Here is a 22880-nt window from a genome sequence, read left to right as displayed (position 1 = left end):
GAAAAAAGTTGCGTGTCCGCAACCTCGAGAGTTGTGAACATGCAACTTCTTTGTGACCACCCGGTCTTTCCATCGACTATTTAGATATTATATCGTATTTTTTTAATTTTCTCCCTATGGTAGATTTGTCTACATGTAGCTGTCTGGCTACTTCAGCCGCCGTCTGATACTGCTCCAGATATGTCATCAGGATTTCCCGCTCATACTCGTCCATCAGCTGACTGAGGGTGACATTCTCTCCGGCAACCGCTCTTGTCCTCCCCTTCTGGGCCGAAAACAGCAGATTTTTCACTTGTCTGGCCGTGATATATTCTCCATCGTAGCTGACAACGAGACGCTCTATCATGTTGCGGAGTTCACGTATATTCCCATGCCAATACGCGTGAGTCAGCTCCGTCATCGCTTCAGCCGATATGACCTTGGAGATACCGTACTCCTCGGAAAACTCGTCCACAAAGTGTGCCGCCAACGCCTCTATATCTTCCTTTCGATCTCTTAACGGTGGTATCTCCAAAGGGACTACATTGAGCCTGTAGTAGAGATCCTCTCTGAAATTTCCCTGCTCCACTTCCTCTTTAAGATTCCTGTTGGTAGCTGCGATGATACGCACATTGACCTTTATCGATTCTTTGCCGCCTATCCGCATGAATTCCCGCTCCTGCAGGACTCTGAGAAATTTGGCTTGCAGCTTCAGCGGTATTTCCGTTATCTCATCGAGGAAGAGTGTCCCCTCGTTAGCTATCTCGAACAATCCCGCCTTTCCTTTAGTATCAGCCCCCGTAAAAGCACCCTTTTCATATCCGAACAGCTCCGACTCCAACAGGTTATCCGGAATAGCAGCACAATTTATCTTGACGAAGGGCTTGTCGTCTCTGTTACTCATATTGAATATGTAATTAGCTATCACTTCCTTGCCTACGCCTGACTCCCCCGATATCAGCACCGTCGTATCCAGCTGTGCTATCCTTCTTACCGTATTCAATATCCGCTTCATACTGTTGCTTTTGGCAATGATCTTGGGACGCCTGGCCTCGCTGTTTGCCCTCAGATATTCCAACTCCTTTGCCTGTCTCTCCGAAAGAGTTTTTGTCTCTGACAACAGGTTTTCCAGTATCTTCGTCTCTGTCACATCACGCTCCGTGCATATCACCAGCTCTACATCCCCGTCCCTGATGTATGGCACGGCAGTAACGTACAGGCTCCCGCCATCTGCCAGCTTCTGTATCATGCGGCACTCCTCCCCGCTCTCGATAGCCTTCAATACAGATGACTCGTCCACATATCCGACCTTCTGAAGATATTCCATGTTCTTTCCCAGGATCTCGTCCAGGCTCATCCCACCCCCGGTACGCTCTGATTCCTTGTTGACCATCAGCACGTTCCCCTGTCCATCTGTTATAAACACACCCACCTTCAGCGTGTCCATTATATTGAGGAGTTCCCTGTAGTGCTCTTCTATCAGCGTTTTCTCTTTTATCCCCTTCATCAAATACCTCCCGTCGAATCTGCTCCCTTCAAGGCCCCTCCCTTTCCATAGCGTTTCGATCAATTATATGAATCATTTCCTGAAAAAATGCGGAAACTGATCATATTATCATCGGCAGCTGTCCGTTCTTCACGCATTTCGCTATTGCGAAACATTTCGCTATTACGAAATATTATAATTGAAACATCAAATATAATCAAGAATCCCTTTTATTCTTTCAAAAGATCTGGAGGATCTGGAGATATGCAAAAAATCAGACCCGATATGGACATCGGGCACAATATACAGCAACTGAGAAAAAGGGCCCACATGACGCAGGACCAGGTCGTAGCCCACCTGCAGCTCCTTGAAATAGAAATTTCCAAAAGCACATACGCGAAGATAGAGACCAACAGGATGAACATAAAGGTGAGCGAGCTTGTAGCTCTCTGTAAGATTTTCAACGCCGATATCAGTGAATTCTTTGAAGGGCTCATGGATTGAGTCCATTCGACCTTTTCCGTCCACTACAGTATCGTATAATTTCTTTCTGGCGCACATCTGTGATATTTTTCATCAGACTCCCGCCACAAAAAATATCACGAACACATCTATGATGCATCCGCGATATCCGCTGCTATCTTCGGAAAAACAGCCTTTACACGAACAGGATTTGTTATCACTTCATCCCGGCCATCTTTTTCAACGATTCCCCTTCAAATCTGTAAGTCGTCCATTCCGACATAGGCTCCGCTCCCAGAGCCAGATAAAAATCTATGCTTGGCTTGTTCCAGTCCAGACACCACCATTCCAGACGACCGCAGCGCCGCTCGACCGCTATTCTCGCCAACTCGCGAAGCGTGGCTTTACCGTATCCCCGCCCACGATACTCCGGCATGATATACAGATCTTCCAGATATATCCCTGCACGGCCTAAAAATGTGGAAAAATTATGGAAAAACAGCGCAAATCCCACTTCCTTTCCATCCTCCAACGGAAATATCACTTCAGCGATCTTCTTTTCAAAGAGCCATTCCTCCAGCAGCTCCTCAGTCGCTATCACCTCATCCTCCATCTCCTCGTACTTTGCCAGCTCTCTTATAAAGTTCAAAACAAGTCCTGTATCATGTCTGTCTGCCCTTTTAAATCTTACTTCGTTCATATATCCTCTCTCTTTCCATTCTTCTATTTGATTGTCTATTATACCACATAAAAAGAACTGCTGCGTCAGTGGTCTTTCGCTGACACAGCAGTTCTTTGATATTACAGTCTAATTTATCACAATTCCTGTCACCAGGAAGGCCAGCGTGGCAAGTCCCGCTGACAGCAGACAATACGGCAACTGGCTCAATGCATGATCCATATTCTCTATCTTGCAGACGGCCGATGTAAATACCGTGGCGTCCGAGTAGAAGCAGGCATGACTTCCGAAGCATCCTCCGCAGGCAATAGCCGCCAGGATTATATATGGATTGCAGCCTATTCCCACGGCAATAGGAACGATGATAGGTATCATCACTGCCGGCACACCCCAGTTGCTTCCCGTCGTAAAGGACAGTATGGCAACGACTACGAAGGCGATGGCCGGGAATACGGCAGGACTCAGTATGGACTCAACCGCGCCGCTGACGTACTCAGGGAGCTCCATTGCAACCAGCGCATCTCTCACCATGAAGGCTCCGATTATTATTATCACCGGAGAAATCATGTTTTTGGTACCTTCCATGCAGCATCTGCAGTAATCATTGAATTTCATGACCTTGAGAGGTATGTACATCACCGCACATATGGCGATGGCTATCATGGCGCCTTCCATGAACATTCCCAGAATAGCCCAGATCACCAGTATGGCCAGAGGTACGATAAAGAGCAGGCTCTTCCACGGAGCGACCTTTACGACTTCTGTATCATCCTGACCCTCATTGAGGTAGGCGCTGCGATCACTGTACACGTTCCCGCCGCTGTCTACTCTCTCATAAGCGGTCTTCATCATCCCCATCTTGGGCAGCCAGTCTGCCGAGAACAGGAATACTACCAGTATTGCCGCGAAGGAATAGAACATGAACGGTATCACGTGCATGTAATTGGAAATAGCCGAACCGGTAAGATCCAGTGATTTCTCAGCCATGAACAGCCCCGCGAAGAATACGCCCCAGGAACTGACCGGCACCAGTATGCACACAGGCGCTGCCGTAGAATCCAGGATGTATGCCAACGCCTCTCTCGGCACTCTGTTCTTGTCGGCCGTCTTCTTCATAGCCGCTCCGATAGTCCCGATGTTGGAAACATCTCCGATGAAGAAGCAAAGTCCCAGCACGAAAGTGCTCAGCAGCGTCCGTCTTCTGTTGGTGGCAACTTTGAGTATATACTGGGTAAGTGCGTCCACACCTCCCGAATGTGTTACCAGCTCTATGAATATGCCGATGAATATGGTCAGCAGGATCACCCACACAGTATCCGCATCCATGATGACAGCATACAGCGCGTCGACAAACGGCGTGAAGAAATCCAACTGATACATTAGAACATATGATAACGCGGCTCCTATTATCAGGGCTGAAAACGTCTTCTTGGTTATGACCGCCCAGACTACTATAAATAACGGCGGTATGAGACATAACCATTCAAATCCACTACTCATACACTCCTCCTTTCTTTACTCTTCCTGCACTCCTATGACCCCTGCTTCCGCCAGTTTCTCTATCTCCTTCCTGGAAAACCCGGCTTCTGTCAGAACTTCCACGGTATTCTCTCCCAGCTTCGGAGACGACTTCTTTATGCGCCCGGGAGTCCTGCTGAACTTCACCGGAATGCCGAAGGTCTTCAGAGGTCCAACATTGGCGTCGTCAAATTCTATCGCCATATCTCGCTCTACAATCTGGGGATGATCCATGGCATCGAGAGGATCCAGCGTTGGCGCCGCCGGGATATCGAATCTGGCGAATGATTCGAATATCTCGTCCTGAGTCTTCTCCGACAGCACACTCTTCATCAGCTCCGTAAAGCTCTCGAAGTTCTCGCATCTCAAATCGTTAGTGGCATACCGGGGATCATCCTCAAGTTCCGGCATGCCGATGGCCTTGCAGAAGTCCGGCCACATGGTCTCATCGTTTATCCCGGTGGCAAAAAAGCCGTCAGCGCAGGAGTAGGCATCATATGGAACTATCTCCTTCGGCTTGGCGTTGCCCGTTCTGCTTATCTGCTTTCCCGTAAGAGCATAAGCCAGTACGGCGTCTTCGATGGTGGCGAACATGGTGTCAAGCATGGCCACGTCCAGCCTTCTTCCTTTGCCCGTTCGCCGTTTATCGTAGCATGCCAGCACGATGGCCAGAGCCATAGTCAGCCCCGTATAGCTATCGCCTACCGACGCACCGGAGCGAAGCGGCATATCTTCGGGAAACCCGGTCATTTCCATAAATCCGCACATACATTCGATAACATTGTCGTAAGCTGTATTGGTACGAAGTGGTCCCGTCTGACCGAAACCTGTGATTGAAGCAAAAATTATTTCAGGATTGACTTTTTTCATCTCCTCATATCCGACACCCAGTTTATCGAGGGTGCCGTATTTGAAATTTTCAAGTACCACATCCACCTGACTGTAAAGTTTTTTTATCACTTCCTTACCTTCAGGTGCGCTCAAATCGACTGCTATCCCTTCCTTGTTGCGGTTGTAGATGGCAAAATAACCACTGTTTCCATTAGGCGCGTAAGGGTGCCAGAATCTGGACTGGTCTCCTCCGTCCACCCGCTCCACCTTGATGACTCTGGCACCGTAATCGGCCAGGTTCATGGCGCAGTATGGTCCGCTGTAGGCCTGCGTGAAATCAAGTACTGTAATCCCTTCAAGTGGTCTCATTTCCTGTCACCTCCTCCACATATCACGATGCCTTTTGCGGCCATCTCTCCGATTTTTTTCTCGTCCAGCCCCAGCGCTGTCAGAAAGTCTTCCGTGTCTTCTCCCAGCAGTGGGGCTGACCCTGCCGGAGTGTCGTCGATTCCCGACATCTTGATAGGCACGCCCGGCATCTTTATCCTGCCGATCTGCTTATCATCTACTTCAACGACCATGTTCCTTACCTTCAGCTGCTCATTATCAAAAGCTTCGGGAACCGTGTATCCCGGCCCGCTGGGTATGTTCAGCGGCCGCAGCGTCTCCTCTATCTCCCACTTCGTCATCTTTCCCAGCTTCCCGGCGATTATCTCCCGAAGGCTGGTCAGGTAATTCTCACCGCGTGATTCATTGGTGGCGTATCTGGGGTCCTCCAGCAGCTCCTCCATACCCATGGCTTTGCAGAACTTTTCCCACTGGGCGTTGGTGGATACCGCGGTAGAAACTATGCCGTCCTTCACTTCAAAGGTGTCATAAGGGGCTATGGCTCTGGATTGGTTCCCTTCCCTCTTGAACCGCTTCCCCGTCATCATCTCCGCGATGAGGATATCTTCGAGGGCGGAAAACATGCAGTCGGTAGACGCGATATCTATCTGCTGCCCCTCTCCCGAGATATCCCTTTCCATCAGCGCCGCCACTATGGCGAAGGCCAGGAACACACCTCCGAACTGGTCGGCCATTCTGGATCCGTGGGCTGTAGGGACTTGTTCAGGAAATCCCGTTATCTGCATCAGTCCGCACAGCGCCTCTGCCGTGATGTCGTTGCCGGCCGTGTTGCTGAAAGGCCCCGTCTTTCCAAATCCCGTATGGGACGCATATATGATACCGTGGTTCACCGCCTTTGCCTTTTCATAGCCCAGGCCCCACTCTTCCATCTCGCCGGCCACGAAGGATTCGCACACCACGTCGGCCGTTTTTATGAGTTCCATTATCAGCTGCTGCCCGGCTTCCGAGGTTCTGTCTATGCAAACGCTCTTCTTTCCCCTGTTCATATAGGCGTGATACGCGCTTCCCTTCTTGTTCTTGGGGAAGCTGTTCCGCAAGACGTCTCCTCCCGTCCGAGGATCCTCTATCTTTATCACCTCGGCGCCGAAATCAGCCAGCAGCATTGTTCCGTAACTGCCCATGTGACCCTGAGTGAAGTCTACTATCCTTATCCCATCCAATATCCTCGCCATTTTTTCCTCCTATCCTGTCGTCCCGGATAGACACCTCCCTTTCCGGGATGTCCGCAATCCCGCATACAGTGTTTTCGGCCTTCGCTATGCTTCTGTCACTACGAATGTAACCTGTCCTTTGACGGTCAGGATAGGCTCATCGAACACCTCAGAACGAAGAGTCTTTTGATTGTACTCAGATGTCTTATACATCTCGTATCCATAAACTCTGGATCTGTTTCCCTGCTTTATCAGCCAGCAAATGATCTCCACTGCGTCCAGCATATGTACCGGATGAAGGATATTGCCCTCGGTGTTTACAAACAGGCCGCCATCTCCTTTATCTCTGATATTGCTCAGCTCGGTACAGCAATCGATACACTTTTCCATCAGCTTGCAGCCGGAAATCATCTCCCCGGGGTAATGCATATCCTCGCCATTGATGGAAAGCTTGAATTTCAGCTCAGTAACATCGCTGCCCTTTCTCACCTCACAAAGTCTGTCTCTCATTTCCGCTTGAATTTTAGCCATTTTCAATCCTCCTTTACAGAAATACTATTGGTCTTGAGAAAAATTATTACTGCCATTTTAAAGAGCAAACGCCATGCCAACGCGAAAACGTTGAAATTTCAACGCTCAAAAAAGAGAGCCTGTTGCGTCATTACAACAAGCCCTCTTTCGAACGCTGCGGTTATAAGAATTTTCAGTATTTTCAGCTTTTATTATCGTGCGATTGCATAGCTACAACCGTTTTGCGATATTACAACAGCTTTCAGATTTTGATGCCATATTTCTTCATCTTTCGCGATATCGTAGATTTATCCACGTGAAGCACCCTGGCAGCCGCTGTTACCGTACCGCATTCTTTCAGTACGTCCTGGATAATCTGTTTCTCATATCTTCCTACCATGTCGTCAAGATACAGCTCTTCTTCCGCCGCCATATACCCCCCCCTATTTCAAAAGCGGAGCTCATGCTTCCCTTCAGGCAAAATTCCACCTGTATCCGCGATATGTCGTTCCCCGCTCCGCTCACCACCAGCCGCTCGACGACGTTACGCAGTTCTCTCACATTTCCGGGCCATTGATAACGCTCCATTATCTCCATCGCTTCCGGACCTATGGTTTTTTTCATATTGTACTGTTTGTTGAAGATATCGAGAAAATGCTTAGTGAGCAGTTCGATATCCTCCTTTCTTTCCCTGAGGGGCGGAAGAGCGATCGGCACCACGAACAGTCTGTAATAGAGATCTTTCCTGAAGGTTCCCTTTGCCACCTCTGCCTTCAAGTCTCTGTTGGTAGCCGCTATTATTCTTATATCTACAGAAATGCTCTTTTCCCCACCGACGCGCCGTACCTCCTTGTCCTGAAGCACTCTCAACAGCTTTGACTGTATCGGTATGGAAAGCTCTCCCACCTCATCAAGAAAAAGCGTACCTCCATCCGCCAGCTCAAAAAGACCTATCTTACCATTGCCACCGGCTCCTGTGAATGCACCCTGTTCATATCCGAAAAACTCCGATTCCATCAGCGTCTCCGGTATAGCCGCGCAGTTGACCTTCACAAAAGGTGCTTCACGACGACGACTGCTCTTATGTATGATATCGGCGATGACTTCTTTTCCTGTTCCCGACTCTCCCGTTATCATAACCGCAGCATCTATCTTCCCTATGTCCTCAGCCATTTCTCTGATGTGAAGCATATTGATATTCCTGGTCACCATCCTGCCACAGAGCTCATCCTTGCGGCTCTGAAATTTCAAAAGCTCCTTCTGAAGTTCCTTCTTCATCTCCACCTGTTCGTTGAGCAGCGACTTCAGTTTTTCCACCTCGCTGATATTCCTCTCGACCGACACTATGATGTCTATCTCTCCCTGACAGAACATTGGGATACTGGTAGTCATGCAATGTCCCCCTGTCCCGAGCTCCTCAACGATACATTCCTCCTTACGGCTGGCCATAACCTTGAGAGTCGCTGACTCCGTTATGTATCCAACCTTCAGCAGCTCATCCATGGTTCGCCCAATCACCTCATCCCTCGTCAAACCGCCGGTCTTCACAGACTCATTGTTTACGATGAGAACCTTTCCCTCACCGTCGGTTATCCAGATACCTGTCCGCATATTATCTATTATTTCCTGGAGGATATCATAATTTTGCCTGATAAACGCACTATATCTCATCTCTCTCACCTTTTAACGTTTCTTTTGCTCATGAAAATAGATTGAATTTTTCCACTACTTTACACTACAGCGAATGCAGATGTCAAGACGCACGGCTGTCAAGATCCAAAGGAAACAGAAAGGCAAAAATCAAAGCACCCATCCGCAGCGCATCCCTAAAAAGGCTGAAAACGCTGCTATTTGCCGGATTCTTCTATACAAAGTGAAATCCGGCAGTTGCAACACAGCTGCTTGCCGAATCTTTTCGTACCGACTAAAATCCGGCAGTCCTGACGCCTGCGATTGCCGGATTTTCATTCCGGCATAAAAAATCGGCAGTATCGCCCGCACATGAGCGTTACTGCCGAAGTTTCTGATATGAACTGACTGTAAATGCTGCCGGATTTCTCGCTCCACAGGGAAATCCGGCACAGGTTTGTGTTCGAGCTGCCGGATTTTATGGAAATAACGATAATTCGGCAAGTTGTCGTGTTCGGCATGCCGGATTATCAGAACTTTCCCGGAATCCGGCAAGAACTGACGGTTCCAATGTGTTGCTGTTATTGATAAAACTTCGCCCACTCCTTTTTCCTGTGCCGACATCCGCCTCATCGCCGTTCCGCTCTGAAGATCACCATGTTATCGTCGGTAAACTCCGCATACACGTCAGTCCTTTTCAATCGAAGATATTCTTCCACTTCCTCCGCGATTATGAAGAACTCCGTCGGATCTGCACCTTTCAGTGAGGAGTCCTGATAACACCTGTCCGCAATGAGAACGGTGCCTCCATCACGGCAAAGCCCCAGGATATTGTCTATAGCCTTGAACTGATCCGGATATTCTATGTGGTGCAACATGAACGCTGATACGACTACGTCGCTTTTCCGATAAAGCTTCATGTCCGGAGAAAGGATATCGTCCATAGCCACCTTCACCCACGGAAACTTTTTCTTGCTTTCCAGAAGCATATGAAGGCTCTTGTCAATGGCCAGCACATCCGTGCCTTCGCCGCTTTCCTCCCACAGATTGCATGTGCCGCACCCTACATCAGTAAAGGTTTTATCGTCCATGGTCTTTATCATATCCTGCAGTTTTCTTATCGTCCGCTGATAAGGGATATCTTCTTTCATATATCGATTTATAAAATCCGATGCCATTTCGTCAAAATTCCATGAGTCGATGATATCGTCGTAATTTATCAGCTTATTGTTCCTGTTTTCCCGTCCGGTCAAGATGATCTTATCGAGACTCTCCCCATCACGGTTCTCTATCATCTTGTTGATAGTTCCCTTCAGCTCCCGTTTTATCTCCATCAGCTCCGTTATCTGGGACTCAAGGGCCTTGTATTGAAGATAGAACATGTCCAGATACTCGTTATTCGTCCTGTCGAAAGCCAGTATCGACTTTATTTCATTTACGGAAAACCCGAGCCTCCTCAGAATAGCGATGGTCTCTATCTGAACCAGATTTTCCACGGAATAATCCCGATAATTGTTCTCAAGCCGTTTAGGTTTGATCAACCCATGCTCCTCATATACCCTGAGCATCTTAGGGGTCACAGATAATTTCTCGCAAACGGTTTTAGTATTCATACTCCTCCATCCTGTTATATGTAACTAACAGTACTATAACGCTTATTAAAGTATGAGTCAATATCCCGTACACAGTCAGTTGTCTTTTCTCCGTTTCCTGTTCTCATCCTCCAGCATCAGCTTCAGTATGGTGATATCAGTCTCTTTCATTCCATCCTTTCCGACGATACCGATGTTTTCTATGGTCTTTTCCACATCTTCCGCCACGATACCTTCTCCGCCGGCGAACCTGCTGCCTGCCATCGCCATATCGTGAGCGAGAAGCGCCGCATCTACAGATGAAGCTATCTTGGCCGCGCAACTGGCCTTCGCACCGTCGCACACTATCCCGCCTACATTAGCCAAAGTGTTTACGATAGTATGACATATCTGCTGATACGTTCCTCCATACAGATAAGTTATAGCTGCCCCACTGGCGCAGCCAGCGCTCACCGCGCCGCAAAAAGCCGACAACACACCGATATGACGCTTTATATGTACAGCTATGAGATTGCTCAGCAGCAAAGCGCGATACAGCCTGTCTTTCCCTATGCCCAGCTCCCTGGCATAAAGAACCACCGGTATGCTTGTGGTGATCCCCTGATTTCCGCTGCATGAATTGACCACCACAGGAAACGCACATCCGCCCATGCGTGCATCGGAGGCAGCCGCAGCATAAGCCTTGGCCCTGGTCTTTATGTCATTCTCGTTGTTTTCCAGCAACGTCCTTCCCACCGCGGCGCCATAGACTTTCCTGATGCCTTCCTCTGCCACCGCCATGTTCAACTCAGCCTGATCCCGGAGCAGCTCCTCTATGTCACTGTAATCTGCTGTCTCTGCAAAATCCAGTATATCCGCTACATTGAGAAGGGCCTTGCTTCTTTCCATATCGCTCTGATCGTCGTCGGAGGAAATGTCCAACAATACATCATCGTTTTTCCTCATATAGATCACATTGGTATGGCGCTCTTTTATCCTCACCTCGGCCTCATCGTTACCACCGGCCGCCAGAACGCGGATGTACATGTTTCCTTCTCCCAGCTCCAGTCCGCAGCTGCAGTAGCCTGTTCCCAAAAGCTCCTTCGTTCGTTGCCTGTCCTCTTCTCCGGCACAACTGAGGACCTCCAGCTCACTGTCACCGCAATCGAGCATCGCCCCCAGCACAGCTGCTGCTTCTATGCCATGCAGCCCGCCGGAATTTGGCACCACGACACCCTTCACATTTTTAATGACATTGCCACTGCAGATCACATCAAGATGCTCCGGAAATTTCCCAAGAAGTGTTCGCGCTTTCGATGCGGCATAGGCGACAGCACCCGGTTCAGTACATCCAAAAGCAGGCACGAGCTCATATCTCAATATTTTCTTATACGCGGTCTCCACTTCTCTGTTCATATATCTTAACCCCCTCGTTATCTTCCCACCATGTCATTACTTGCTGTGACGCTCTATCCTTATCTCGCATATACCCTCATCTTTGGCGATGACCTTACCCAGTTTGAACTCATATCCATCCATCCTGGAACAGATCCCCCTGTCTCCATCCATTGCTATATCGCACAGGAGCGGTATCTCATCTTCCTTGACTCCCAGCTTCTGCCATGCCGCCACCAGCGGACAGTAGTGAAAATCTATATACAGCTTATCCTCGGTATTTTCAACGATTTCCATCTCAAAAACCTTCTGCCCCGTTTCATCTGCGAAAACCTTCAAAAATGAGCGCAGATCTTCCGGATCTTCGCAGTTCTTGAGCATCCTCTCTACTCCGTGAAAGCATCCGCATCTGTAAATAGCTGCTCGCCCCACCGCTTCCATGTCCAAGCCTCTCTTTCGCGCCTCATCGAGCAGAAGATAGAACCATGTTGCCCTGTGTTCTATGGCATTTCTCACCAGTGTCGTCTTCTCATCATCTACTATAGTCGGTTTGTTGTTTATCGTACTCATGAACTCATCCTCCTCTTTCACCTTTTGTTCATCCTGTTCATCTGTCTTTACATCAGATTATGAACTCCGCCCTAAGGGCTGAGTCAATAGGGTGTAACAAATTAAACGGTTGATATAAATGAAAAAAGAGACCGAACCGCAAAAGGTTCGATCTCCCGACTTACTCTTTTATCTGATATTTCTTCCCCGTCTGTAAACTGCTGTTCCGGCCAGAACCGATCCCGATACCGCCAGAAGGACAAACCACAGCAGGTAACTATTATGATCACCGGTCTCCGGAGCATTTGGGCTGTCATTTTTACCGGTATCTGCCGTCGTGCCTGTGGCAGGGATCTCTACTGCCGCCTTCGCAAATCCGCAGACATCACATTCCTCATGTCTGGATCCTGCTTCCGTCGCGGTCGCCTCCTTATCTGTCACCCATATATATGAATGCGGAGCGATGTTGATCTTCTCACCACATTCACATCTGTTCCAGTGGTTATTTTCATCCGAATACCAGCCAGTTCCGTCCGGCGTGTGGTCAGGGAGCTTTTCGATTATGGTCTCCTCCAAAGAGATTTCCTTTGTTCCCGCCTCATCCTCATAGATCCTGCCGCAGTAATCGCAGGAATAATACCGGATATTTCCGGGCGTCAGATGAGTTGCCTCTTTTTCAGCTGTTTCCTCCAGTGTATGAGGCACGCAGGTGAATGTACCATTGTCGTACTGAAAACTTCCATTGAAGCACCCTTCTCCACTACTGCCTGAACCTTAAGTATCATTTCCAAAGAGAAAGCTTCTCTCTGCTCTGCCATTTTTTCAAGCATATTCAGCGCCAGGAAATAATTGCGGATTTCCTGCTCCGGTTTCAGAAAGTGTCTGTGAGGATCTCTTTCAATAACCTCGCTTGCCTGATTTTCAGTAAGCGGATTTCCCTCAATCCGGTTTGATGCATAAGAACTTTTTTTCTTTGAGTTCTTTCTCAATCTGTTCCTTGTTGCTGCAGGCATACAGGTCTTGCTAAGTGAGAACCGATTCTCATTAATAGCAGTGATTCTTTTCAGTATTTCGTTGGTCAACGTAACCTTTATCATTTTTACATATCCTTCGTTACTCTGTATTTCATATGCTGATTCTATTATAACCTTTTTTGACTTAGTTACATTATTTTTTCACTATTATTTCACTATTTTTCATATTATTTACAAAAACAGCCCGGAACGCATCAGCATTCCAGGCCAAAAAGTGGTGGAGATGACGGGATTGCGAAAGCTCTATACCCTTTGATATTACTTAGTTTCAGGCTTTTACTTTCCACTCGTCCCCTATTCTGTCTCCAATTAACCTCTTACCGTTTAAGCCTCAGGCTTTAAGCTTTACAATTAGATCTTCTTTAATCGTATTATAAAATCCGGAATATCATATATAATGATTTCCCAATAACTAAATAACTGCTTCCCTATTCCCAGCTTCAAAAGTCCCGATGTAATCTTCCAATTTTTCAACTGCGTTGAAATTCATTCTGTCAAATACATCTGCATAGGTATCAAGGGTAATATGGATGTTTTTATGTCCCAACCAATTTTTCAAAACTACCGGGGGAATTCCCGCTTCTATACATCGTGTTGCAAACGTGTGCCTGAGAGAATGCTGTCCGTTATATTCAATATCTGCTTTCTCGCACACTCTTCGATAAAAGCAATTTACCTGACTCGTTGAAACAATACTTTTCTTATTAAAATCATAAAAAACCAGATTATGCGGATTCTTCTTCATTTTCTTCATCGCTTCTAACAAGTATTTTTCCAACATCTTGTTCATCGGTATGTCACGAATACCAGTATAAGTCTTGGTACCATCTTTTATGAAATCTCTGTATTCTAACCCTCTCGATACAGTAGACCGGACATGAACGATTTTATTTTTGAAATCAATGTTATCAGGGCTCAGTGCATTAACTTCTCCCATCCTCATTCCACTAAACAATTCTATCAACAGCTGAAGTCTGTAATCATTTCTATTTCTTGGAATTCGATATTCTTCTAACATTTTCACAAATCTATCCTGCTCTTCCTCGGTAAGCCCTCTTACTTTCTTATCTTTCTTATTTGATTTTGGGCATCTCAAATCTTCAGAAAGCATAAGATTTTCTTCGATTATGCCTTTTTTCAACGCAATAGCAAACGCCATCCTCATCTGCTGATAAATCTTTCCTATAACGCTGTTTGAATAATTCGTTATTGAAGAAAGAAATATATCTATATGCAGCTCTGTCAACTCAGCAATCGGAATACTCCCGATTTTATTCCTCTTAATAATTCCCAAGGTTCCCATGTTTCGTGAATATCCTTGCTCGCCAACATAATTTTTTTGTAAATCCAAATCATAACGATACTTGACGATTTCCGGTATCGTCGCGTTTACGTCAATCCCTCGCTGCCGCTTTTCCTCCTTAGCCAGAAACACTTCAGCCTTATATACGCATTCATCTTCATCAATACCGGTAAAGGACTTTCTGCGAATAGATCCGAATTCATCTCTGTATGAAATTCTGTATTCAATTTTCCCACTGTCTTTATACCGGAAAGTACCCTCACCGTTTATTCCTTTTTTCGGTTTTCCTTTTGCCATTTCAACATCTCCTATCTCCAGTAAACTTCTTTATGCTTGTCGTGCCGCCTTGAGAAATAGTCGATCAGTGCATGAGCCTCCACCACTTTATTCCTGCCAAAATTAGCTGCCGGGAATTTCGGATCGTTAAATAATTTCTGTACGGTAGCTTCACTCCAGCCCAGAAGTTTCATTAAATCACTTATCGTGTAAAATTTAACTTCGCTTGACACATATACTCTCATTAACTGACTATTGGTTTTTATATCCATGGATGACTCCTTCTATATAGAATCTGCTTTTAACATACCGCATTCTTTTTCTTTTGTGAAATGTGCGATTTTCATTTTTTAATCTTTTATAAAATACTCCCGATTAAGGAGCATCGATTTCAACAGGGATTTCAAATCCCAAGCTGATCGTTAATGCTTTTTCAATATTTTTAATATCGTCTTTTGATGCTTGTCCAATATACTCGGTTATTCTCCGTTTATCTATTGTCTTTATTTGTTCCAAAAGCACCAGCGAAGTTGTTTTCAGCTCCTCTACATCCTCTATCAAATAATGGGTGGGTAGATTACGCTTCTTATACCTACTTGTTAGCGGCGCCACGATCAGTGTTGGACTGAATATATTCCCCAAATTATTCTGTAATATAATCACCGGGCGAATTCCTCCCTGCTCCGATCCTACATACGGACTCAAATCCGCTACATAAATCTCCCCTCTTTTAAAACTTCTCTCTTCCATATCTGCCTACCTCCTATGTAAGAGCCGGCAGAATAGCAGTAAATGCCTTCTGCCAGCAAAACATTTCTATATGATATCTTCCATATTTGTCCTCGACATCCCGGAAGTGAGGAATCCATCAAACGGCAAGCAGCGTACTTGCTCCACGGGACTCTCACCCCAACTGTGGTTCTCACAGAGCCGCCCCCATTGCGTGATCCTGCTTTGCAGGGCTGTGGCTGGACGGGAGTATCATTATCCTCTATGGTGGTCATCGCGCAGGACAGGAGCTGCCTGTCGTTTATTGCCGAATATTTATCGCTTACAAGTTCTTGTAATAGGCGTATCCGCAAATGGCGCTTATACTCATCGTATTACCATAGACAATGTATCTGATGGACTGAGTATTCTGTTATGAAGGTTCATCGGAGGTTTTTATTTTGTCTGCTTCTTATAAGCTTTCATCGTTCCTCCTATGTGGTAGGCACCCGTAAACCCAAAAATATACGCCTATATTTATTTCTATTTTTTTCCCTGCAATCTCTAACGGAGAATTAAATCTTGATAAGATCTCCATTTATGAATACAATATTGATATACTGGTTAAATTTAGTGCAGAGAGGTACTCAACATGCCTGAAAATCAAAATATAGAATGGAAATCAAAATGGAGAGATGACTATCTGGAATGGATCTGCGGTTTTGCCAATGCACAAGGTGGAACGATCTATATTGGAATCGATGATAACGGTCATGTTATAGGTCTTACCAACACCAAAAAACTGCTCGAAGATATCCCAAACAAGGTTCGGAATGCAATGGGTATTGTTGTGGATGTTGATCTGTTATCAGAAGATGAAAATGAATATATCAGGATTACAATTCCCCCTTACCCGGTGGCTGTTTCCTGTAAAGGAGTTTATTACTATCGAAGCGGCAGCACCCTACAGACCCTGTCCGGCCCCGAGCTCGAACGCTTTATTCTCCGAAAGCGAGGTGCAACATGGGATAATATGCCGCTTACTGCTTTTACCATTGACGACATTGACAGCAAGCTTGTTGAACGATTTAAAGAACTCGCGATCAAAAAAGGGCGGATTGATAAAAGCGTTCTTGATGAGCCTACCGATGTTTTAATGGAAAAACTCCACCTTACCAACGGCAGATACTATACAAACGCCGCCATGCTGCTGTTCTGTAACAATCCAGACAAGTGGCAGTTAGGTGCTTATACAAAAATCGGTTTTTTTGAAACCGACGCTGATCTGCTTTATCAGGATGAAATACATGGTTCTCTGATCGAACAGATCGATCAGATCATGGAAGTTCTCCATCTCAAATACATGAAGGCTAAAATCACTTATGACGGCATGCAGCGGATTGAGCGCTATTTTGTTCCTGATGAGGCATTAAGAGAAGCTTTACTGAATGCTCTATGTCATAAACAATATGAAAGCGGTATTCCGATTCAGATTAGTGTGTATGAAGACAGACTCTATATTGCCAACTGCGGCAGACTGCCTGAAAACTGGACAATCGAAAATTTGATGACCAAACATGCTTCAAAGCCATATAATCCCGGAATTGCCAATGTATACTATCTCGCCGGCTTTATTGAAAACTGGGGTCGCGGTGTTGAAAAAATATGCAGTGCCTGCAAATCTTATGGCGCACCGCTTCCGGAATATACGGTAAATCCCGGCGATATTATGATCAAATTCACTGCTTCTGAAGACATGCTGATATCTACCTATCTAAAGAGGGTGACTGAGAGGGTGACTGAGAAGGTGACTGAGAGGGTGACTGAGAGGGTGACTGAGAAGGTGACTGAGAAAGAGCAGGAAATTTTATCACTTCTTATCGAAGATCCCGCCTACACCTACTCTGTCTTATCAGATAAGCTTGGTATCAGTCGAAAAACAGTATCGCTACGAATTCAATCTTTAAAAAGCAAAGGCATCATTAAACGAATTGGCTCTGATACAAAGGGGTACTGGGATATCAACAACGACTTACTAAAATAGTCTTCAAGGGGCGGCAATCTGCCGCCCCTCTTTTGCTACTGTTTATTTCAGTTTCTTTTTTATCACTCTAATACGCCTCGAAACACTTGGCTGAGTGAGATTCATCTTTTCTGCAATTTCTGTCTGTGATTTCTCTTCAAAAACATACATTGTCAGTATTTCTATTTCTGCGATGTTAAGGTTTTTTATTTTCTTTATCAGACTCGTATTTTCAATTTCCTCGATCCATCCATATCTACTGTCCTGAAAATATCGTTCTTCATATGAAAACTTCTCTATAAACTTTAGCATCAAAGAATTTTGCTCTGGGCTTTTCCCTTCATTATATGGATAACTGACTTCCAGATACTGATTATGTCTGCAGAAAACCCGTTCTTTCTTAAAAAGCTCCCAATCAAAGCGTTTCATTTCTTCAATCGAGCTCTTATCCATTCCGGCTGTTTCATATTCTTTCTCCAGCACTTCCCATTTTCTAATATATTTTTTCTTCTCTGTATTATAATTAAATTTCATTTCCTGACCTCCGAATTCCAAACTGTTCCAACTTGTTTGAAATCGGAGATCACGGATATTTCGCCATGTCAGGCTGCCATTTTCTTCTCACAGGGTGCTCCGTTCCGAGCCTCCCAACATAAGCGATCTGAAAAAGGCAACAAAAAAACCTGACAAAACATATCCTGAAGCAGGATCACTTATGTTTTGCCAGGCTCTTAATGATTCTTTGTCAAGTACAGACCATTCACAAACTCTCGGATAGCAGCGCCGGCCTTAAGGGTTCCTGCCCAGTTCACCGGTTCTTCTGCTATCCTCATTATTCAGTTTTACTTTTCATTTTCTTTTCCTTTATATTCAGCGACCGTTTCACAAACACTCAGTGTACAGTCAACATGTTTGATATTTAAATAGCTCCCACATTTAGAACACTGTACATCTATAATACATCCATTATGCGACTGGCTCTTGAACAGCCGCTTTCCGCATATGGGGCAAGTGATGATATATTTTCCTCTCTCCATTCTTTCACCTCCCAAAGACAATTGTTATTATCTTATATCGGAAGTTGCGAAATTCCTTTATCATTACCTTCCTTATCAAAGCTTCGGACATGAAATATGCCTGTACCGTCCAGTGCAAATTCCAGCGTCGTTCCTTTATTCGCAATTATTTCATATAAAGGAATAGGTTTGCCTTTATAATATTCCACTCCCATACGCTTCACCTCTCATACCGTCTTAATTCAAATCCTTAATTACCTTTACTGCTATTCCCTGTATGATACAGTTGTCAACAACGATATCGGACATATCCTTGTTTTCAGGGTGCAGAATGATACGTCCATTTTCTTCATCGCGATACAGTCTCTTTAATGTTGCTTCTTCTTCAACAAGAGCTACTATGATATCCCCATCGTTGGCATCAGACTGCTTCCTTATTACTACCAGATCTCCATCTTCAATTCCGGCTTCGATCATAGACTCACCTCTTGCTCGCAGGATGTAGAATTCTCCTCTGCCAAACAGACTCTCCGGAAGCGATACATATTCTTCGATATTTTCTTCTGCAACATTGGGAAGTCCACATGCGATATTTCCAAGTACCGCCGCTCGGATCAATCTCGGATTAGAGTGATCGATAATTTTTGTACGAATTTCTTTACCGTCGTAAGAAATCATCCCTCGATGATCCATCTCCACCAGATACTTGTACGCTGTACTTCGTGCGATCCCGACATTCTCTGCGATCTGTGCCATGCTCGGAGATTGATAATGGAGCATATAATATTCCTCTGCAAAGGTTTTGATTTTTTTCATTGTATCGATACTTTTACTTCTCATTATGTCTCTCCGTTTCTATCAGAATCAATCTGTTTCCGATAGGATCATTATACGCCCATCTCTGCAAACTGCAAGTGCTTTTTTGAATATAAAACAAGATGGGGAAATAGCTCCCCATCTTTAGTAATACCCCATCTTTATATATTCGTCTGATCCAACTGCCATATCTGTTGGATTTTATAAGAATCAGATATGTATTGGTATTTATAATTATTCCCGCTCGAAGCCGTTCCTCTTGTAGAGCCATATGAACAGCACGACAGCCAGCGCGGCTTCCACCGCCATCACCGCTATTCCCTGCGCGGTTACCAGGCTTTTACCGCCTTCCATCATCCTCATCATCATTTCCATGACGATGCCCGTGAAGGTGAACTGCGAGATCTTCTCCAGCGCTTCTATTAGATTGGCAAACATCGGTATCAGCATGAATACCATGAGCACCGGCGTTATGACAGTGCCCGCGCTCACCTGATTCTTCGCGAATATCCCCAGCACCATACCGACAATACAGCTTATAAGGGACGCCATCAGAATCACGGCGGCAAATGCCGGTATATCCGCAGCCGCCATATCATATCCGCTGACAGGGATCAGCAGAAAACATACTATGCCCGTTGCCAGAAATACGGGTATGATACTTCCCAGAAAGAATTCCAGCCCGTTCACGGATGATGTCATCAGCACTCTCAGCGTGTTCTTTTCCTTTTCCTCAGCCAGCAGCAGAGCCGGGCAGTATATGCCTATCATCCCTATGCCCATTACAAGACCCATCGCCAGTGAATATCCTCTTGCGAACTCATCCATCCCCGGTTCGCCCTCCATGACATTAACATAGAGCAGCTTCATGATGAAGGTGAACACGATCGCGAATATGGGCATTATGATACAATTCTTGCCAAAAAAGGCACGCGTCTTGGTGTCCATTATGGCAGCGACTTTGTTCCAGTGTATGGTCTTCATGACAGCTCCCTCCCCGTTACTTCAAGAAAAACGCTCTCCAGCGTCGGCTCGCACGAATGAATAGTCTCTATCTGGCTGTTCCTCATCCATTCTTCTATCTGTGCAGCCGTTTCCGCGCTGTTTTTAAGCTCGAGCCTGCTGCCGTCGGCAAGGAGTATCCTGTATTTCTTTTCTCTGTTGTATTTAAGGCAGATATCCCCCGGAGAGCCCAGCTCCACTATGACCCCTTCGTTTAGCAGCGCCACCTGATCGCACATCTTAGTGGCCTCCTCCATGTTATGGGTCGTCAGGAATATCGCCATGCCTTCATCCCTGAGCCGGAAAAGCATCTTGTGTATTTCGAGAGCCGTCGAAGGATCGAGTCCTGACGTAGGCTCGTCGAGGAAAAGCACCTGTGGCCTGTGCAGAACGGCTCTTGCCAGTACCAGCCTCTGCGTCTGCCCTTTGGAAAGCTTTCCCGCCTGCTTTTTCCTGTGCTCCCAGAGACCTGTCTGCTTCAGCACCTCTTCGATACGCTCTTCAGGTACTTTCAGTATCCTGGCAAAATATCTGAGATTCTGATAAACGGTCAGGTATTCGTAAATACCACTGTTGTCTGTGACTATGCCTATCCTTTCGTATATGGACTCGTCGATCTCTTCGGAATCCACTCCAAGGATATATGCCTTCCCCGAAGTCTGCCTGAGCTGACCTGTTATGATCTTTATGGTCGTAGTCTTGCCCGCTCCGCTCGGCCCCAAAAAGCCGAGTATCTCTCCGCGGTGCAGGCTGGCGTTAATCTCCCTGAGCACGAGATCATCTCCGAATTTTTTGGAAATGTGCTCAAGGCGAATCATCTCTTTCTCCATAATTCCTCCTATGTTTGTCGCCCGAAGGGTGACATCAGTTGTCCGGCTCAATCGGTTTTCGCTGATATGATACCAGCATTTATAAGGCAAATCAATAGGAAAAGCGGTCATTACCCCCCCCCGCAAATACAAATCGAATTTTCCCTTGAAACCGTTGGAATCACTGGGTTTTACGACTTTAAAAAAATCGCATTTTTATCGTTTTTTTATCAGGTATGATTGAAGGCTCCTCTCGCAGCCGTTCTTTCATAGAATGGTTCGAGCCCCGGCTGCGCGCCAAAACACAGCATAGTCGGCGTATGTTCTCTTGCCATTTGAAGAAGTCTGCTGCCGATCCCCTTGCTAAATTTCAAGGTTTCAATATTTATTTCACTGCAAGGACCTGATTACGGTCCAGAAGGTCGCGGCCCTCGTTGATCTGCATGAAGCAGCAAATCACATCCACGCGGACAATAGATTTACGCCCAATCCGCAGGACCGGGATTTTTCCCCAATCCACAAGGCGGCGGAGGGTGTTGCGTCCAATGCCGGTATAGTCGGCAGCTTCTTCAATCGTCATGCCGATCTTACCAAAGCCCGCAGGCTGAACAGCGGAGTATCTTTCTGTATGAGTACGCCCGGAAGTCCCGGACGGAATATTCGCATAACAAACAGGCGAATTTGAAGTCATAATTGTTCGCCTCCTTCGAGAATAAAAAAGCAGCCGCGCCGATCTGGTTGGAGCCGTTGTAACATACGGCGCACTTCGGCGCGGCTGCCTTGACTTTTCAGTAACTTCAAGCCCGCTGTATTTGCCACGCATCCCCAGCGGTGGGGATATTACAGGCCGCCCCTGGCAGGGCTGTCATAACTCCGCAGCATCGTTCAAAGCGTGTGCCGCAGGGTTCCCCCTCAAGTCTGTGGGAGGTCGTGAGAAAGTATCTTTAACCCCCGCGCTGTCATCGCGCCCGGAGTGCCTGTCCGAGTCTAAGGTATGCGTTGATCGCTCAGATAGCTTGTCCCATCACCTCCTTGAAGCTATCGTCCTGGCGGCGCACCTTATGTCGCTCATCACGCGGGTTTCGTACCTGCAATACCGTATATTCAGTTGTCATGGTTCTGTGAAGGGTGAGGAAAATGTGTCCTTCACCTATCACATTTTTTAAGGCCATTTGTTAGCTATTTTTGAGGCCCACCGCGAACTTTTTTGAAATTTTTTTGATTGCCCTGGCAAGTGAGAGGGAGATGCTGGCCTTCGTCACTCCTTCAAGTCTGGCAATCTCGGTGACAGACTTCCTTTCAGCATAGTACAGCCAAATCCGGCGATACTGCTTTGCGTTCAGAATGGCTTTCAATGCAGCCAGCCGTTTTTCCCGCAAAGCCTTTTCCTCTGCCTGGGCATCCGCCTTCAGAAGCTCGGAGAAAAATTCATCTTCGGCGGACTGAACCGCTCCGACCACATCCAGGCACTCATTCAGATCCACACGGTTGTCGTTGAAGCTGCGGCCGCTTTTTTCTCTCTCGTGATAATCCTCATCAGACCAGGCTTTCCATTTCAGAAATTCTTCCTCACTGGAAAAGTCGGCGCGGGTGAGCCGGATGTGTCCGCTGACGCTTATGTAGATGATGCTGTCCTGATCGTGCTTGTTCAGGGCATATTCACTTTTCTTATCAAACATACTTGTCCTCCATTTCAATTCAGGGGTTGGTGGGTGAACGGTGAAT

The 22880-nt window shown here is 46.3% G+C and carries 26 protein-coding genes; 2 read left to right on the top strand and 24 right to left on the bottom strand.

Going from position 1 to position 22880, the window contains the following annotated elements; genetic code table 11:
* Positions 1 to 76: 76 nt before the first annotated feature.
* Positions 77 to 1486, bottom strand: a complete 1410-nt coding sequence (locus ACQY69_RS12895; RefSeq protein ID WP_428260923.1) for a sigma-54 interaction domain-containing protein — start codon at positions 1484 to 1486, stop codon at positions 77 to 79.
* 243 nt (positions 1487 to 1729) lie between these two features.
* Here ACQY69_RS12895 and ACQY69_RS12890 point away from each other — a divergent pair, with 243 nt between their 5' ends.
* Positions 1730 to 1969, top strand: coding sequence for a helix-turn-helix domain-containing protein (locus tag ACQY69_RS12890; RefSeq protein WP_428260921.1), 240 nt, complete (start codon positions 1730 to 1732; stop codon positions 1967 to 1969).
* 175 nt (positions 1970 to 2144) lie between these two features.
* Here ACQY69_RS12890 and ACQY69_RS12885 read toward each other — a convergent pair whose 3' ends face one another.
* From ACQY69_RS12885 to ACQY69_RS12810, 16 genes are all read right to left on the bottom strand, one after another.
* Complete coding sequence (locus ACQY69_RS12885) at positions 2145 to 2627, bottom strand: N-acetyltransferase family protein (RefSeq protein WP_428260920.1); 483 nt, start codon at positions 2625 to 2627, stop codon at positions 2145 to 2147.
* Between the two features lie 108 nt (positions 2628 to 2735).
* The gene (locus tag ACQY69_RS12880; RefSeq protein WP_428260918.1) at positions 2736 to 4106 is read right to left on the bottom strand and encodes a Na+/H+ antiporter NhaC family protein; all 1371 of its coding nucleotides are present in this window, start codon (positions 4104 to 4106) and stop codon (positions 2736 to 2738) included.
* 15 nt (positions 4107 to 4121) lie between these two features.
* The gene (locus ACQY69_RS12875; RefSeq protein ID WP_428260917.1) at positions 4122 to 5324 is read right to left on the bottom strand and encodes a CaiB/BaiF CoA transferase family protein; all 1203 of its coding nucleotides are present in this window, start codon (positions 5322 to 5324) and stop codon (positions 4122 to 4124) included.
* Positions 5321 to 6535: a CaiB/BaiF CoA transferase family protein gene (locus tag ACQY69_RS12870; protein WP_428260915.1), complete on the bottom strand. Its 1215-nt coding sequence runs from the start codon at positions 6533 to 6535 to the stop codon at positions 5321 to 5323. Before ACQY69_RS12870 ends, ACQY69_RS12875 begins: the two co-directional genes overlap by 4 nt.
* 84 nt (positions 6536 to 6619) lie before the next feature.
* Positions 6620 to 7045, bottom strand: a complete 426-nt coding sequence (locus ACQY69_RS12865) for a hypothetical protein (protein WP_428260914.1) — start codon at positions 7043 to 7045, stop codon at positions 6620 to 6622.
* 241 nt (positions 7046 to 7286) lie between these two features.
* Complete coding sequence (locus tag ACQY69_RS12860) at positions 7287 to 7457, bottom strand: helix-turn-helix domain-containing protein (protein ID WP_428260912.1); 171 nt, start codon at positions 7455 to 7457, stop codon at positions 7287 to 7289.
* Positions 7418 to 8695: a sigma-54 interaction domain-containing protein gene (locus ACQY69_RS12855; RefSeq protein WP_428260911.1), complete on the bottom strand. Its 1278-nt coding sequence runs from the start codon at positions 8693 to 8695 to the stop codon at positions 7418 to 7420. The genes ACQY69_RS12860 and ACQY69_RS12855 overlap by 40 nt, the downstream gene beginning before the upstream one ends.
* Before the next feature lie 129 nt (positions 8696 to 8824).
* A complete protein-coding gene (locus ACQY69_RS12850; RefSeq protein WP_428260910.1) occupies positions 8825 to 9277 on the bottom strand; it encodes a hypothetical protein in 453 nt (150 codons plus the stop codon).
* 5 nt (positions 9278 to 9282) lie between these two features.
* Positions 9283 to 10266 carry a MerR family transcriptional regulator gene (locus tag ACQY69_RS12845; RefSeq protein ID WP_428260908.1) on the bottom strand — a complete coding sequence of 328 codons (984 nt, stop codon included), beginning with the start codon at positions 10264 to 10266 and terminating at the stop codon, positions 9283 to 9285.
* A gap of 75 nt (positions 10267 to 10341) precedes the next feature.
* Positions 10342 to 11640 (bottom strand): serine dehydratase subunit alpha family protein, encoded by a 1299-nt coding sequence (locus ACQY69_RS12840; protein ID WP_428260907.1) that lies wholly within the window; start codon positions 11638 to 11640, stop codon positions 10342 to 10344.
* A gap of 36 nt (positions 11641 to 11676) precedes the next feature.
* A complete protein-coding gene (locus tag ACQY69_RS12835) occupies positions 11677 to 12189 on the bottom strand; it encodes an L-2-amino-thiazoline-4-carboxylic acid hydrolase (protein WP_428260905.1) in 513 nt (170 codons plus the stop codon).
* A 168-nt stretch (positions 12190 to 12357) separates the two neighbouring features.
* A complete protein-coding gene (locus ACQY69_RS12830; RefSeq protein ID WP_428260904.1) occupies positions 12358 to 12744 on the bottom strand; it encodes a hypothetical protein in 387 nt (128 codons plus the stop codon).
* A gap of 80 nt (positions 12745 to 12824) precedes the next feature.
* Positions 12825 to 13265, bottom strand: coding sequence for a hypothetical protein (locus tag ACQY69_RS12825; RefSeq protein ID WP_428260903.1), 441 nt, complete (start codon positions 13263 to 13265; stop codon positions 12825 to 12827).
* Between the two features lie 349 nt (positions 13266 to 13614).
* Positions 13615 to 14802: a tyrosine-type recombinase/integrase gene (locus ACQY69_RS12820; protein ID WP_187301848.1), complete on the bottom strand. Its 1188-nt coding sequence runs from the start codon at positions 14800 to 14802 to the stop codon at positions 13615 to 13617.
* An 11-nt stretch (positions 14803 to 14813) separates the two neighbouring features.
* Positions 14814 to 15053: a helix-turn-helix domain-containing protein gene (locus ACQY69_RS12815; RefSeq protein WP_428260901.1), complete on the bottom strand. Its 240-nt coding sequence runs from the start codon at positions 15051 to 15053 to the stop codon at positions 14814 to 14816.
* Positions 15054 to 15156: 103 nt separating this feature from the next.
* On the bottom strand, positions 15157 to 15531 hold the full coding sequence (locus ACQY69_RS12810) for a type II toxin-antitoxin system PemK/MazF family toxin (protein WP_428260899.1): 375 nt from the start codon (positions 15529 to 15531) through the stop codon (positions 15157 to 15159).
* A gap of 610 nt (positions 15532 to 16141) precedes the next feature.
* Here ACQY69_RS12810 and ACQY69_RS12805 point away from each other — a divergent pair.
* Entirely contained in the window at positions 16142 to 17533 is a 1392-nt protein-coding gene (locus tag ACQY69_RS12805) for an ATP-binding protein (protein ID WP_428260898.1), read from the top strand.
* Between the two features lie 42 nt (positions 17534 to 17575).
* On the opposite strand, the gene ACQY69_RS12800 is transcribed toward ACQY69_RS12805, so the two are convergent.
* The 7 genes from ACQY69_RS12800 to ACQY69_RS12770 form a co-directional block, all read right to left on the bottom strand.
* Positions 17576 to 18046, bottom strand: a complete 471-nt coding sequence (locus tag ACQY69_RS12800) for a sigma factor-like helix-turn-helix DNA-binding protein (RefSeq protein ID WP_428260897.1) — start codon at positions 18044 to 18046, stop codon at positions 17576 to 17578.
* Between the two features lie 535 nt (positions 18047 to 18581).
* On the bottom strand, positions 18582 to 18743 hold the full coding sequence (locus ACQY69_RS12795) for a hypothetical protein (protein WP_428260895.1): 162 nt from the start codon (positions 18741 to 18743) through the stop codon (positions 18582 to 18584).
* Positions 18744 to 18765: 22 nt separating this feature from the next.
* Positions 18766 to 19368: a transcriptional repressor LexA gene (lexA, locus tag ACQY69_RS12790; RefSeq protein ID WP_428260893.1), complete on the bottom strand. Its 603-nt coding sequence runs from the start codon at positions 19366 to 19368 to the stop codon at positions 18766 to 18768.
* A 210-nt stretch (positions 19369 to 19578) separates the two neighbouring features.
* Positions 19579 to 20328: an ABC transporter permease gene (locus tag ACQY69_RS12785; protein WP_428260891.1), complete on the bottom strand. Its 750-nt coding sequence runs from the start codon at positions 20326 to 20328 to the stop codon at positions 19579 to 19581.
* Positions 20325 to 21176, bottom strand: a complete 852-nt coding sequence (locus ACQY69_RS12780) for an ABC transporter ATP-binding protein (protein ID WP_428260890.1) — start codon at positions 21174 to 21176, stop codon at positions 20325 to 20327. The genes ACQY69_RS12785 and ACQY69_RS12780 overlap by 4 nt, the downstream gene beginning before the upstream one ends.
* Positions 21177 to 21540: 364 nt before the next feature.
* On the bottom strand, positions 21541 to 21846 hold the full coding sequence (locus tag ACQY69_RS12775) for a helix-turn-helix domain-containing protein (protein ID WP_084730545.1): 306 nt from the start codon (positions 21844 to 21846) through the stop codon (positions 21541 to 21543).
* Positions 21847 to 22330: 484 nt separating this feature from the next.
* Positions 22331 to 22834, bottom strand: coding sequence for a hypothetical protein (locus ACQY69_RS12770; protein WP_428260889.1), 504 nt, complete (start codon positions 22832 to 22834; stop codon positions 22331 to 22333).
* Positions 22835 to 22880 lie beyond the last annotated feature (46 nt).

Origin of the sequence: Gallibacter sp. Marseille-QA0791 (genome assembly GCF_965119705.1) — a bacterium.
GTDB lineage: Bacteria > Bacillota > Clostridia > Peptostreptococcales > Anaerovoracaceae > Lentihominibacter > Lentihominibacter excrementipullorum.
This window is presented reverse-complemented; position numbering and strand designations above follow the sequence as displayed.